Source organism: uncultured Methanofollis sp., from assembly GCF_937919355.1.
Lineage (GTDB): Archaea > Halobacteriota > Methanomicrobia > Methanomicrobiales > Methanofollaceae > Methanofollis.
Genome location: NZ_CALFSA010000031.1, coordinates 1 through 12,882 on the forward strand (window position 1 = coordinate 1; position 12,882 = coordinate 12,882).

The window sequence follows — 12,882 nt, forward strand, 5'->3', positions numbered from 1 at the left end:
TCTGGTCGGTCGTGATCGAGGCCTACGGCCTTGTCCACGCCCATGACCTCCCCCTCGGGAAGGCCCTCATCGCCCCGGCGGTCATGGCGATCATCAGCATGGTCCTCGGCCTCATCTGAGACAGGAGACACACACATCCGACCGGGCGGTCGTGGGGACCGCCCGGTCCGTCATCACCAGAGATGGACACCCGCCCGACCGCACCGCACGCACACCACCACTTCATTCATGTGCGGCCGGGCGGTTCTTTTTTTCCTGGACGCACATTTTTCATCGTTTCAGGGGCTTCGGAGAGACCCTCCTCTTCGGGTCGATGTACCCTTGATTGCTCCGATGAAGGAAGCGCGGGATCACCGCCATCCCTTCAATCCAGACGGGCGGACTTCCTCGAAGAACTTCGAGGAGTCTCAGGCCTGTACGTTGGAGAGACAGGGGATCGGTTTTTTGTAGTTCTCAAAAAAGAGCTTTGTTGAAGCAGGCATGGATCCCTGGCTCAAGCATACCCCATGAAAAGTGTTCTGTGTGGTCTGCTGGCCAGCGTGCCTTCCCGCACGCTCGCGCCGGGGGACTGCTCAAAGGTCTATGACCTTTTCCAGCTCACTTCGTTCGCATCTCGAAAGCCTAACGGCTTTCTCGAACTCGCTGACGCTCGTTCCCCCGCAGTGCGATAGGGCCGGGAAGGCAGAGGGCGAACTGCCCAAACGATCTCTCTCTCCCTTCCCTGAGAGGAGACGTGGATCAACCACCTTCCTCCCCCCCACCCCCACAATTACGATAGGGAGGGATGGCAGTCTTCTTCGATATGCAGGGATTATCCTTCCACCGTCCCATCCTATTTTCGGAGGGACGACCTGCGGGAGTCGAGAAAATCTTTGATTTTCGAGTTGCGAGGGCGTCAGTCCCCCGGCAGAGAGGTGGGGGAAGGCGGTGGTTTCGCACGATTCTTCATGGAATTCGGGAAGACATTGACCAGATCATGAAATTTTCTCCCGAGCTCCCCATGCAGAGATTGGGGGAATAAAAGAGAGTTTTGGAATATGCTCCACAAAAAAAGTGAACCGAGACGCCGGCGCCTGCCACGCCTCAGTCCCTGGCGGCAGCATCAGGGTTGAAGACATCCTCGATGGTGACGCCGAAATAACGGGCGATCTTGAATGCGAGGTCGAGGGAAGGGTCGTACTTGTTCTTCTCGATGGCGATGATCGTCTGCCTGGTCACCCCCAGTTCCAGGGCCAGTTGTTCCTGCGTCAGGTCGTGCATCGCCCTGAAGACCTTGAGCCGGTTATTCATCCTCACCCTCGTTCCAGTACGGTTTCATCGCCAGGATCCAGAAGATCAGGTACAGGAGGATGATCCCGCCCGCGATGGAGAGCAGGAAGAACCCGTCATTGACGGCCCTCTCCAGGTGAAGCATGGCGCCCGAGACGATGAAACCCGCCCCGAAAAAGAGCATCAGGAAGAGGGCGACCCGGAGGGTCTTCAGGGCCACCTGCTCGTCGAGTCTCGCAAGACGCTCGTCCCAGAGCACGCCCTTCACGCGCTGCCGGCAGACAAACATCAGGAGGAGGGCGACATAGAAGGAGAGTTCGGCAAGGCCGTCATAGCCGGAAAAAATGGCTACCCCGAATACAGCCGCCTCGGCAAGGGCGATCAGTGCAATACAGAGGAAAAAACGGCTTCGATCCATGGACTATGCAAGTACATCTGTTCGCGAACCATGTTAATATAACTTGACATGGGAGGAGGGGGAGTTCCTCTCACTCGGTCGCCAGGTCGTAGATGCGGGAATAATACCGCGCCTGAAAGACTGCCAGCGGGATGAAGGCCAGCACTTCAAGGGCGAACATGACAATGTCCACGGGGATGAGCATGATAACGGTAACGACCGCGTTTGAAAAGGCAGAGATGAGCACCACCGCAACGACGTACTCCCAGACGCCGAGGCGGTCAACAAGGCCCCATAATTTCCTGATAGAAAACGCGGCGAAGAAACTCCGCTCCCGTGCAAACCTGACCCCTGCAAGGTTTGCGACCAGTGCCGTGAAGATATAGACGACGAAGACGACCAGGAAACCACCGATGATCTCGGGGAGGACGGGTTCGATCGCCTTCACGCCCTCCATCTCATACATAACGACGACGTACCCGACGAGCAGGCTACCGGCCACAATCGCCGGGAGGGTGTAGAAGAACCAGATGACGAGGAGCTTGATCCCGTCCGCAAACGACCGCAGCGACCACTCCACCGGCGGTGCGGGCTTCTCCCCGCGCATCACCCGCACAATATGCCCGAAGAAAACCGGGAAGATAATGAGGCTGACCAGTAGCATGAACGCATCCTTCCACCGTCCCACAAAAGTGTCCCGCGTATATTCTGCAGCATCCGTGAACAGTGCACTGTAATCCATCGGCATGATCCCGCGTGTATCAGGTGTGTGGCCGGGCGATAAGAATGATCTGATGCCGGACAGGGGAGGAAGGGCCACCGCACATCCAGGGGAAAAGAGAATACGGCCGGGAGAGAGACCTGGCCGTATCAGGTTCAATCAATGCTGCTGTTCACCGCATGCGGCAGATATGTTGCCCGGATTTTCCCGGGAAGAGACCGCACCCCACCCCCCACGCGCATTTCTCCTTGTAAGGTCCACAGGGGTCGGGCAGTTCGATGACCATCAACTGCCGCGGCGTCTCGGGCGCACCGGGCGAGTAGGGGTCGACGATCTCAATGGCAACGTCGCCGCACCCGGGTTTGAAGGAGGCGAAACCGTCGGCACGGGCGGAAGAGAGGATTGCATAGGTGATCCTGTTATCCCACCTGATCTGGCCTCCGGAAGATGTCCCGACCATATTCTCCGGCATCAACGAGGGTTTGACGACCCACCACATCGCCCCCTGGAGTTCCTTCCAGTTCTCAGGGTCGGACCAGGAGACGGTCTCCCCCGGGAAGAAGGGGTCGGCGGACGGGAAGGTGTACGATCCCTCCTTATGGTTGATCAGATAGGCGATGCAGTGCAGGATCTCCTCCCAGGAGAGGTCGTCCTCCTCATAGTCCCGGAGGGGAGGGGGTACGCCACGGCCGTATGCAGGATAGAAATTCGCCGTGTACTCCGTCCCTGACCGGATCGCAGTGTCATAGTCGATGCACCACGCCGGGTAGACGCCGTCCAGTCCTCCGCCGGTGATGGTAGCGGTAAAGAGGGAGGAGACATCAGAGGCTCCCCCCTTGTTGTACTGGACAGGGAGATAGGTCACGACGCCTGGCGGCGGCAGAGGGATCATATCCCCGCCACGTGCAACCGTGGCATGGGCGGAGACGTACACGGCGGCACGGGTGACAGGGCCCACCTCGATGGGGCCTGTTGTGGTCCTCCCGCCATCAGGATAGCTGGCCTTATACTCGAAGTGTCCGGCGATCGAGTTTCCTTTTCTGTTCTCAGGGACAGGATAACCGTTATTGCCGGCAGTCTCCTGCCAACCCCGGTCAGATCCCACCTCACTCATCTTCGAAGGGTTCCCGCGACCCATACCGGGAATAAACCCGGTCTCGATGCATGCCACATGCAGACGCACTCCTTTCAGGGTCCAGCCCCCCGTCGTCGTACAGGCGACCATAAGATTTCCGTTCTCAGTCCAGACCGATACGGTGCCGACAGGAATACCCCACCCCGCATAGAGAGGTCTTTCAACAACATCGCTCAGAGTCTCCGGGGACCTGAGTTCCAGTGAATTATACGCTGCGACGTCCCCTTCACCCTCAACCGGGACCGCACCGGCCGGTACGAGAAGCAGGGCGCAGAGCACCAGCGCAACATAGAGTACATACTTCATCATCTATCTCTCCTATTTTCGCAACAAAGGTTCATCGGAGAGCACGCAGACGACGGCACTCACAATAACAGTACCGCGACCCGTCACCCCCGTGACGATACGGAAATGATGGTCCAGATATATATAGATATCCCGCACCCGGCGGATCCCGGAGATGACGATACGGAAAAGAGAGAGTTTCGAAGACCGGGAATGGTGAGAGAAGATCCTTCAGCTAAAAAATCTCTCCAGCGCCTTCATCAACTCGGGCGGATACACCGGTTTCTGGAAAACCCTCACGACATGCCCGCGATATCTCTCGTGCTCACCGCCGACGAGAGGGCAGGCGGTGAAGAGCATCACAGGGAGATGAGAGAGGGCCGGATCGACCATGAGCGTGTCGAGGAACTGCCACCCGTCGATCGGTTCCATCAGCACATCGAGGAGGACGAGGTCGGGGTGGGAAAGACGGGCGATGTCGAGTGCCTCCACAGGATCCGCCGAGACGACCGGTTCATACCCGCCCCTCAGAAGAAGGAGGGAGATCATCTCAAGGGTGGGACGGTCGTCGTCGACGACCAGGATCTTATGCCTCATGCCCCTCCCCCTGCCAGAGGACAACGGTAAATGTACTCCCCCTGCCGGGCACACTCTCGACCCTGATCTCTCCCCCGTTCAGGTGAGCGTATTTCTCGGCGATGGAAAGTCCAAGGCCCATCCTGTTGAAGGTGCGGGTCGTCCTCTTCCCGTCGGCGAGATAAAATGGTTCGAATATCGCCCCGATCTTCCCGGGATCGATCCCGACACCGTTGTCCTTCACCATGACATATCTGGCCGCCTCCGCCTCGGCGTACGAGATCTCGACGACCTTCGGGTTCCTGCTGTACTGGACGGCATTGGTGATGAGACTCTCAAGGACGATGAAAAACTGGTCATGGTCCACGGAGATGACCGTATGCTCCGGTATCCTGAGGGATATCGACACATCGCGGCCGAAGTCGTGACAGGCAAGCACCTCCCCGACAATACCCGCAAGGTCGACAGGGTCACGGTCGCACCGCACTTTTCCCTCCTCAAGAAGACTCAGTTCCAGCATTCTGTTCACGGCATTCCGTTCGCGGTTGATATTCTCTATACAGATCCGGAGGATACGGCAGACCTCCTCACCAAGACCGTATTTCTGCCTGTCTTCAAGGAGGAGATAGAGGTAGCCGAAGACCGGCTGGAGGGGAGTCCTGAGTTCGTGGGCCGCCGTGGAGATAAAGTCCTGTCGCCTTTCGGCCTCAGCAGCGCACTTTCTGACAGCATCATCCCTGACCGACCGCACGTCCCTGAAGGCCTTCAGGGAGGTGACGTCGAGGACCGTACACTTGTGCTCGGGAATGCCCGGGACACAGGAGAGGAGGACGGGCACCTGTCGTCCTGCGGGGCCATGGAAATAGGTCTCGCAGTGAAGGACGGTCCCCCCCTTCTCCAGCACGGCGCAGAAAGCCTTCATATCAGCATGGTCTTCCCAGACCGAGGCGAGGGGCATGCCCTGAATCTCATGGGCAGGCAGGCCCAGTATCTCGGCGAGAGCGGGATCGGCACGGGTGATCCGGAGACTCTTTGCATCGAAAAAAAAGGTGGAGCCTTCCCGCAAGACCGAATAGGGGAACCTCCCCGACGAAACCGTACCAAAGAACGTGACCGCCGTCATCCCCCAGAGATAGAGCATGGTAAAGAGAAAGAGGATAACCGGATCCACGGCATAATCACTGAACATGAGGAAGAGTGTCACTGCCGTATACCCGGAGGAGAGTGCGGCCGCCGTCCAGATCGACCTGTTAGAGCACCAGGTCGCCACGATCACGAGAGGAATATAGTAGAGATAGGATATGGCAACCCCCGCCGTGTGCATGAAGGAATACAGGATGATGAGGAAGAGCAGGCCAAAGAGTGGGCCATTGATCCCGATCAGGTATATCCAGTGCTTCAGGTCCCAGGGTGAGATCATGGGGGTATTCCAATCCCTCGATGTCATGTGGACAGAAATGTGAATCTGACGATTATATATTGCCTTCTTTTTATTTCAAAAGATCACGACATTGGAAAAAAAGAAAACGCACACAATAAATCAGAGCGGATCAAAACCTCAGAACATGCGCCCGTACGTCTTTGTCAACCTTGCGATGAGCGCCGACGGGAAGATCTCGACACGAGAACGGCGCCAGGTGAAGATCTCAGGAACAGCCGACTTTCAACGCGTCGACCGCATCAAGGCCGGCGCAGATGGCATCATGGTGGGGATCGGCACCGTCCTCGCGGACAACCCCTCTCTCACGGTCAAGTCCGCGGATCTGAAGGCGGCGCGCAGGCGAGGAGGACGTGACGAGCACCCTGTGCGGGTCGTCGTCGACTCGGCGGCACGGACGCCGCCTGACGCCGACATCCTGGTGAAGGGAGAGGGGCGGAGGATCGTTGCGGTCTCTGCGTCGGCCCCTGCGGCAAGGGTCAGCACCCTCAGGGAGAGGGCGGAGGTGATCGTCGCCGGGGAGGAGGAGGTCGACCTCGGGAGACTCATGGATGAACTCGGTACCCGCGGCCTCAGGCGGGTGATGGTCGAGGGAGGGGGGACGCTCATCTGGGGGCTCTTCAGGGACGGTCTTGTCGACGAACTCATCACCTATGTCGGCGCAGTCGTCATCGGCGGCAGGGACGCACCGACACCCGCGGACGGTGATGGCTTTGTCGCGGAGAACGAGTTCCCGCACCTCGACCTTGCAGGCGTCGAGAGGATCGACGACGGCGTCTTGCTCAGGTGGACGGTCAGAAAAAAGGAGTGAGAGGGATTACTTCGTCCCCTTGGCACCGACGATGTTGTCCCAGATCTTGAACTTCGTCATGGCGTCCTTGCCAAGCGGGCGGTCCATCACGACCCAGACCTGGACGCGGTCGTCGCCGGCCGTTCCATTGAACTCAAGACTCTGCCCCTTGGCGAGGGAGCGGCCAGAGGGTTTGGTGAGGGCCTTCGACTCAGGCGTGCCGTCTGAACGGATGACGGTGGCGGAGAACTCCTTCACATTCTCCTGGCCGAGGCCGCCGCTGAAGGTGACGGTTATGGTGTGGTAGACCGGGTCCTCCTGCACCTGAGTGGCGACCTTGTAGTCGGCGGGCAGGACATCGGTCGGTTCAGGTTCGAGAGAGACCGTCTGGGTCGGTTCGGGCACGGCCGTCGTGGGGGTGGCGGTCGGGGTGGGGGTCGGCGTCACAGGCGACGATCCCGTGCACCCGGCAGAAAGGACGAAAACAGCCATTACTGCCAGAACAAGCATGAGAGCAACGCTTTTCATGCTTTCATCTTTGAATCTCCTCTATTTGAGCGTTGTGCCTGCACCGGGCGAACCTATATGTGGAGTCCCTGACCTCTGCCGCTGAGGTAGACCATGAACGAGATCTCTGTACTCATCGGGGGCAGGGCAGGAGAAGGCATCAACATCGCGGGGATGCTCATCGTCCGCATCCTCTCGGCGCGCGGGTTGCGGGCGTATATGTATTACGACTACCCCTCCCTCATCAAGGGGGGGCACAATTTTGCGGTCGTCAGGGCGGCGGAGGAAGAAGTCCGCTGTCACCGGGAAAAAATCGATCTCCTCCTTGCGATGGACCAGGAGACAGTGCGGCGCCATATAGACTGGTTGAAGGAGGGGGGGAGTATCATCAGGGACGCCGGCGTCGTGAAGGGGGACGGGATCGCCGTGGACCTCGACGCAATCGTAACAGAGGAGAAGGCCCCGCCGGTCACGAAGAACTCCGCGGTCATCGGTGCCTTCAGCAGGGCCTGCGGCGTCCCGTGGACGACGGTCGAAGAGGTCGTGAGGAGAGCGATACCAAAAGAGATCGAGGCGAACCTCCGGGTCGCACGCCGGGGGTATGACCTCTCACGGGAAGTGCTGCACCTCCCCGCAACCGGCAGAGATCCGCTCCCCATCCTCAGCGGGAATGAGGCGGTCGCCCTCGGCCTCCTCGACGCCGGCCTGGAGGGATATGTCTCCTACCCGATGACCCCCTCGTCAAGCATCCTCCATACCCTTGCAGGGCTTGCTGGCCGTTTCGGCATCAGCGTCGTCCACCCGGAGAACGAGATCGCCGTGATGCTCACCGCACTCGGCGCCGCCTATGCCGGTCGCCGCGTCGCTGTCGGCACCTCGGGCGGTGGGTTCTGTCTCATGACCGAGGGCTTTTCCCTTGCCGGCATGGCGGAGATACCGGTCCTCGTCGTCCTCGGCCAGAGGCCGGGCCCGAGCACGGGCCTGCCGACGTACTCGGCCCAGGGCGACCTCCTCTTCGCCCTCTCCGCAGGGCAGGGGGAGTTCCCGCGGATCGTCGCGGCGCCGGGCACGCCCGAGGAGGCGTGGTACTGGGCCGGGGCGCTCCTGGACCTGGCCTGGCGTTTTCAGACGCCGACAGTCCTCCTCACCGACAAGAACCTCGGCGAAGGGATCTTCTCCTTCGGGGAGACGGAGAAAAGACCGGCGCTCGGGCCGTCGCTCTGGAAAGGGGAGGGTGAATACCGCAGGTATGAGATCGGGACAGGCGGGGTCTCGCCCCTCGCCTTTCCCGGCACTGCGGGGGCGACGGTGAAGGTGAACAGTTATGCCCACGACGAAGACGGGATCACCACCGAAGACGGGGCGGTCGTGGCGCGGATGGCCGAAAAACTCCGGGAGAAAGGTGTGGCCGCCGCACGGGTGCTTGAAGGCTATCCATGCGTGGCGACCGCCGGCGACCCCGACGCAGAGACCGCCCTCCTCTGCTGGGGTTCGACGGCCGGGGTCTGCGCCGAGGCCGCGGGGCGTCTCGGCCTCAGGGTGGTGAGGCCGGTCGTCCTCTCGCCTTTCCCCGAAATGCGGGTGAAGGCCGCACTTGCCGGGGCCGGGCTGATCGTCGCGGTGGAGGAGAACATCACCGGACAACTCGCCCGGCTTGTGTCAGTCCACGGCATCAGGGCCGACGTTGTCGTCGGGAAGTACGACGGCCGACCCTTCGCCCTCGAAGACCTGGAGAGGCGCCTGCAGGAGGCGACAGCATGACCCTGATCACCGCGGCGAAGAACACGTGGTGCCCGGGGTGCGGGAACTTCGCCATCGAACACGCCCTCAAGGACGTCCTCGTGAGTCTCGCCGAGGAAGGGAGGCGGGCCGAGGACATCGTGCTCGTCACCGGCATCGGGTGCCACGCAAAGATCGCCGACTACCTCGCGGTCAACAGTTTCTATGCCATCCACGGCCGCACCCTCCCGGTGGCGTCGGGGATCAAACTCGCAGACCCGGCCCTCACCGTCGTCGCCTGCGCGGGCGACGGCGACGCCTATGCCGAGGGCCTCGACCACCTCGTCTTCGCGGCGAAGAGGAACCAGGACATCACCGCCATCATCCACGACAACAGGGTCTATGGCCTGACCACCGGCCAGTACACCCCGACCTCGTACGAGGGGTTCAGGGGGCGCTCAACGCCGGGCGGCATCAGGGAGAGGCCGATCAACCCGGTCGCCCTGATGCTCGCATCGGGTGCGACCTTCGTCGCCCGGACATACACGCGGAAGATGGACCACCTGAGGGAGGTGCTGAAGGCGGCAGTCCTCCACCGCGGTTTCTCCTTCGTGGACGTCCTCCAGGTCTGCGCCACCTACAACAACCTGACAGACTACTACAACGACCGCGTCTACCTGCTCGAAGGACACGACACCGCCGACCTCGGCGGGGCGATGACACGGGCACGAGAATGGGACTACTCGGCCGACGCACCCATCGCCCTCGGCATCTTCTACGAGGAGGAGGCGCCAATCGATCCCTGGCCCGCAATGGGAGGCGCGGGGCCTGAGGAGAGGGGGCGCATGATCAGGGACATTCTCCGGGAGAGGACATAGAGATCCCGCTGTCATTCGCCCATCAGGGGGAGAGGGCATCTCACAAACTATATAACCTGTCTCTCCCACGGTGGACTCTGGTGACACCATGATCTCGCACACGATGCTTGAGGCGCTGAACCGGCAGATCAACCGGGAACTCTACTCCGCCTACCTCTACCTCTCGATGGCGGCCTGGTTCTCGGCGGAGAACCTGCCCGGTTTTGCGAACTGGATGCGGGTCCAGGTACAGGAGGAGCAGTTCCATGCCATGAAATTCTTCGACTACTGCCTCGCACGGGGCGGTCGGTTGACGATGCTCCCGATCGAGGCGCCGCCGAACGCGTGGGACTCCCCCCTCGCCATCTTCGAGGCCACCTATGCCCATGAGCAGAAGGTGACGAAGATGATCTACGACCTCGTCGATATCGCCGCAAAAGAGAAGGACCACGCCACTTCCAATCTCCTGCGGTGGTACGTGGACGAGCAGGTCGAGGAGGAGGCGAACGACACCGAGATCCTGGGCAGACTAAAGAGGATCGGCACCGACACAAACGCCCTTCTCGTGCTCGACAGAGAACTCGGTATGAGGGTCTTCACCCCGCCGGCGGCTGGAAACGGCGGGCAGAGTGTCCCCTGATCACTCCCTTTTTTCCCGGAACGCGCTCCTGCCGTGGGTCTGCCCGCCCCGGTCGCGAAGCGACCATATGAGAGGTCGGCCTGGAGGCCCCCGGCAAAACCCTATGTAGTATCATTCACCACGATAGCAGATGGGATCTCCAGTGCCGCGCCGGGCATACCACCTGTACCCGGCCAGGTCCGGGCTGGATCGACCATATGTGCATGCTGGAGTGCTGCCTCAATGAACAAAAGAAAACCAACCACGGTTTCTGACGGAAAGAAGAAAAAAGTGCAGGAAAGGTCGCTCGGTCCGGTGAACAACCTTGAGGCTCACGTCTCGCCAGAGTGGTGGAGGGAGATCTTCAACCATCTCTACCTCAAGACAGACGGCGACGTTGTCGGCGACGACGCCCTGACGGTAAAGGAGATCGACCTCTTCTCCAGAGCGGCCGACCTCAAGAAGGACGACCGGATCCTCGACGTCTGCTGCGGGCAGGGGCGGCACACCCTCGAACTGGCCAGGCGCGGCTTTGCCGCCGAAGGACTCGACCGGTCCCACTACCTGGTCCAGAAGGCGCGGACCTCAGCAAAGAAAGAGGGACTGGATGTCAGGTTCAGGGAAGGGGACGCCCGGCGTCTCCCGTATCGCACCGACTCTTTCGATGTCGTCATGATTCTCGGGAACAGTTTCGGTTACTTTGAGAGCGGGGAGGACGACCGCATGGTGCTCTCCGAGGTCGCCCGCGTCCTCAAACCGGGCGGCAGGATCCTCATCGACATCTCGGACGGGGAGTATCTCAGGGACAACTTCCAGAAGCGGTCCTGGGAATGGATCGATAAGAAGCATTTCGTCTGCAGGGAGCGGTCACTCTCGGCAGACGGTGCACGGTTGATCTCCCGTGAGGTGATCACCCATGTCGAGAAAGGGGTGATCGCCGACCAGTTCTATGCCGAGCGGTTATACTCCGGAGAGAAGATCGAGGGACTCCTTGCGTCTGCCGGGTTCACCAGCATCAAGAGGCACGGCGAGATCGCGACCGAGTCGGCACGGAACCAGGACCTTGGCATGATGGAGAGGCGGATCATTGTCACCGGCACGTTCAGCAAGGCATGGACTGAACCGGCAGAGGGTGTGGATTCCGACGTGCGGCAGGTGACGGTCATATTCGGGGACCCACACCTCAATGACGACATCAAGCCGAACTGCGTCTTCGACGATGACGACTATTACACCATCAACGAACTCAAAGAAGCGCTGAAACAGCAGAAGGGGTACCGCTTCTCCTTCCTCGACAACCACCACACCCTCCTCGCAGACCTTGAACGGGTACGCGGCAAGACCGACTACGTCTTCAACCTCTGCGACGAGGGATTCCTCAACGACCCCTGGAAGGAACTGCACGTCCCCGCCCTCCTCGAAATCCTGGGGATACCGTACACCGGGTCGGCCCCCCAGTGCCTCGCCTTCTGCTATGACAAGTCTCTTGTAAGGGGCGTGGCGCGGGAGATGCACATCCCGGTGCCCGAGGCAGTGCTCGTCCGCGGCGAGGAGATCGCCCACGAGATACCGTTCAGGTTGCCCGCGATCGTGAAGCCAAACTCCGGGGATTCCAGTTTCGGGATCACCGAGAAGAGCGTGGCATATTCGTTTGAAGACCTGACACGCGCCATCGCGTCGATCAGGTTGCGTTTCGGTTTCGAGAAACCGGTCCTGGTCGAGGAGTACCTCACCGGCCCCGACCTCTCGGTCGGGATCATCGGCAACCCGCCGGAGTCGTACACAGTCCTGCCCATCATCGAGGAGGACTACTCGGCTCTCCCGGCAGGACTTCCCAGGATCTGCGGTTATGAGGCAAAGTGGGTCCAGGAATCGCCTTACTGGAAGATCACCTCCATCAAGGCCGACCTCCCCGAGGAGACCGAGAAACAGATCATCGAGTGGAGCGTGCAGATGACGAAAAGGCTCGGGAGTCGCGACTATACCCGTCTCGACTGGCGGATCTCGGCCGACGGCGAACCGAAACTCCTTGAGGTGAACCCGAACCCCGGATGGTGCTGGGACGGACACCTTGCCAAGATGGCAAAGATCGCCGGGATCTCGTACCCGGAGATGATCGGTATGGTCCTGAAGGCCGCAGAGGCGCGGTTCGGGGAGAAGCGGGTGTGAGCGCCTGACCGTAAGTCCCGCAGGCCCGGGAGATGGGCCTTTACTTTTTTTGACCTCTTTTTAATGTGGTGCCCCGCCAGACACCCCCGGGGTCAGATACGCCCGTATCAGCCTTCGATCCCGGGATCGCACACCCTTTTCAGGGCCATATCGAGGAGATCCAGAGATCCGGCCATATCGACGCCCATGGGCAAAACAGGATGAAATCCGGCAGGACTCGATGCCCACGGGCCGCCGGTATGAGCCAGGGTAATGCATCCTCTATCCCGGTCCGGGGGTGCCGGGGAAGGCAAAGGAGTGTGGCCGGAAATTGCCTGGATTCCAAGCCCTTGACTTCATCACTGGAGATGCCATTGCTGGAAGAAGTCAGAATGGAAACTATTATGTAAACAGGTACACT

Annotated in this window: 12 protein-coding genes; 5 read left to right on the forward strand and 7 right to left on the reverse strand. The window is 60.4% G+C overall.

Going from position 1 to position 12,882, the window contains the following annotated elements; genetic code table 11:
• Positions 1-1,083: 1,083 nt before the first annotated feature.
• The 6 genes from Q0520_RS01640 to Q0520_RS01665 all read right to left on the reverse strand — a co-directional run bounded on the left by Q0520_RS01640 (position 1,084) and on the right by Q0520_RS01665 (position 5,803).
• On the reverse strand, positions 1,084-1,290 hold the full coding sequence (locus tag Q0520_RS01640) for a helix-turn-helix transcriptional regulator (RefSeq protein WP_298665783.1): 207 nt from the start codon (positions 1,288-1,290) through the stop codon (positions 1,084-1,086).
• A complete protein-coding gene (locus tag Q0520_RS01645; RefSeq protein WP_298665785.1) occupies positions 1,283-1,687 on the reverse strand; it encodes a DUF2178 domain-containing protein in 405 nt (134 codons plus the stop codon). The genes Q0520_RS01640 and Q0520_RS01645 overlap by 8 nt, the downstream gene beginning before the upstream one ends.
• 70 nt (positions 1,688-1,757) lie before the next feature.
• A complete protein-coding gene (locus Q0520_RS01650; protein ID WP_298665787.1) occupies positions 1,758-2,330 on the reverse strand; it encodes a DUF4013 domain-containing protein in 573 nt (190 codons plus the stop codon).
• 229 nt (positions 2,331-2,559) lie between these two features.
• Positions 2,560-3,831, reverse strand: coding sequence for a hypothetical protein (locus tag Q0520_RS01655; protein WP_298665789.1), 1,272 nt, complete (start codon positions 3,829-3,831; stop codon positions 2,560-2,562).
• 207 nt (positions 3,832-4,038) lie between these two features.
• Positions 4,039-4,404 (reverse strand): response regulator, encoded by a 366-nt coding sequence (locus tag Q0520_RS01660; RefSeq protein ID WP_298665791.1) that lies wholly within the window; start codon positions 4,402-4,404, stop codon positions 4,039-4,041.
• The gene (locus tag Q0520_RS01665; protein ID WP_298665792.1) at positions 4,394-5,803 is read right to left on the reverse strand and encodes a PAS domain-containing sensor histidine kinase; all 1,410 of its coding nucleotides are present in this window, start codon (positions 5,801-5,803) and stop codon (positions 4,394-4,396) included. The genes Q0520_RS01660 and Q0520_RS01665 overlap by 11 nt, the downstream gene beginning before the upstream one ends.
• Positions 5,804-5,948: 145 nt before the next feature.
• On the opposite strand from Q0520_RS01665, the gene Q0520_RS01670 reads away from it, so the two are divergent.
• Complete coding sequence (locus tag Q0520_RS01670; protein ID WP_298665794.1) at positions 5,949-6,632, forward strand: 2,5-diamino-6-(ribosylamino)-4(3H)-pyrimidinone 5'-phosphate reductase; 684 nt, start codon at positions 5,949-5,951, stop codon at positions 6,630-6,632.
• Positions 6,633-6,638: 6 nt separating this feature from the next.
• Here the strand turns inward: Q0520_RS01670 and Q0520_RS01675 are convergent, their stop codons facing one another.
• Positions 6,639-7,139: a hypothetical protein gene (locus Q0520_RS01675; RefSeq protein ID WP_298665796.1), complete on the reverse strand. Its 501-nt coding sequence runs from the start codon at positions 7,137-7,139 to the stop codon at positions 6,639-6,641.
• Positions 7,140-7,232: 93 nt separating this feature from the next.
• Here Q0520_RS01675 and Q0520_RS01680 point away from each other — a divergent pair, with 93 nt between their 5' ends.
• The 4 genes from Q0520_RS01680 (at position 7,233) to Q0520_RS01695 (ending at position 12,482) form a co-directional block, all read left to right on the forward strand.
• Positions 7,233-8,879 carry a 2-oxoacid:acceptor oxidoreductase subunit alpha gene (locus Q0520_RS01680; RefSeq protein WP_298665798.1) on the forward strand — a complete coding sequence of 549 codons (1,647 nt, stop codon included), beginning with the start codon at positions 7,233-7,235 and terminating at the stop codon, positions 8,877-8,879.
• Positions 8,876-9,715, forward strand: a complete 840-nt coding sequence (locus Q0520_RS01685) for a thiamine pyrophosphate-dependent enzyme (RefSeq protein WP_298665800.1) — start codon at positions 8,876-8,878, stop codon at positions 9,713-9,715. Before Q0520_RS01680 ends, Q0520_RS01685 begins: the two co-directional genes overlap by 4 nt.
• Positions 9,716-9,803: 88 nt before the next feature.
• Positions 9,804-10,334: a ferritin gene (locus Q0520_RS01690; protein WP_298665802.1), complete on the forward strand. Its 531-nt coding sequence runs from the start codon at positions 9,804-9,806 to the stop codon at positions 10,332-10,334.
• A 222-nt stretch (positions 10,335-10,556) separates the two neighbouring features.
• Positions 10,557-12,482 (forward strand): methyltransferase domain-containing protein, encoded by a 1,926-nt coding sequence (locus Q0520_RS01695; RefSeq protein ID WP_298665803.1) that lies wholly within the window; start codon positions 10,557-10,559, stop codon positions 12,480-12,482.
• The last annotated feature ends 400 nt before the right edge of the window (positions 12,483-12,882 follow it).

Excerpts from the sequence above, each read along its gene's own strand:
- Q0520_RS01640 (WP_298665783.1), bottom strand. The coding sequence starts at position 1,290 with ATGAATAACCGGCTCAAGGTCTTCAGGGCGATGCACGACCTGACGCAG.
- Q0520_RS01645 (WP_298665785.1), bottom strand. The coding sequence starts at position 1,687 with ATGGATCGAAGCCGTTTTTTCCTCTGTATTGCACTGATCGCCCTTGCC.
- Q0520_RS01650 (WP_298665787.1), bottom strand. The coding sequence starts at position 2,330 with ATGCTACTGGTCAGCCTCATTATCTTCCCGGTTTTCTTCGGGCATATT.
- Q0520_RS01655 (WP_298665789.1), bottom strand. The coding sequence starts at position 3,831 with ATGATGAAGTATGTACTCTATGTTGCGCTGGTGCTCTGCGCCCTGCTT.
- Q0520_RS01660 (WP_298665791.1), bottom strand. The coding sequence starts at position 4,404 with ATGAGGCATAAGATCCTGGTCGTCGACGACGACCGTCCCACCCTTGAG.
- Q0520_RS01665 (WP_298665792.1), bottom strand. The coding sequence starts at position 5,803 with ATGATCTCACCCTGGGACCTGAAGCACTGGATATACCTGATCGGGATC.
- Q0520_RS01670 (WP_298665794.1), top strand. The coding sequence starts at position 5,949 with ATGCGCCCGTACGTCTTTGTCAACCTTGCGATGAGCGCCGACGGGAAG.
- Q0520_RS01675 (WP_298665796.1), bottom strand. The coding sequence starts at position 7,139 with ATGAAAAGCGTTGCTCTCATGCTTGTTCTGGCAGTAATGGCTGTTTTC.
- Q0520_RS01680 (WP_298665798.1), top strand. The coding sequence starts at position 7,233 with ATGAACGAGATCTCTGTACTCATCGGGGGCAGGGCAGGAGAAGGCATC.
- Q0520_RS01685 (WP_298665800.1), top strand. The coding sequence starts at position 8,876 with ATGACCCTGATCACCGCGGCGAAGAACACGTGGTGCCCGGGGTGCGGG.
- Q0520_RS01690 (WP_298665802.1), top strand. The coding sequence starts at position 9,804 with ATGATCTCGCACACGATGCTTGAGGCGCTGAACCGGCAGATCAACCGG.
- Q0520_RS01695 (WP_298665803.1), top strand. The coding sequence starts at position 10,557 with ATGAACAAAAGAAAACCAACCACGGTTTCTGACGGAAAGAAGAAAAAA.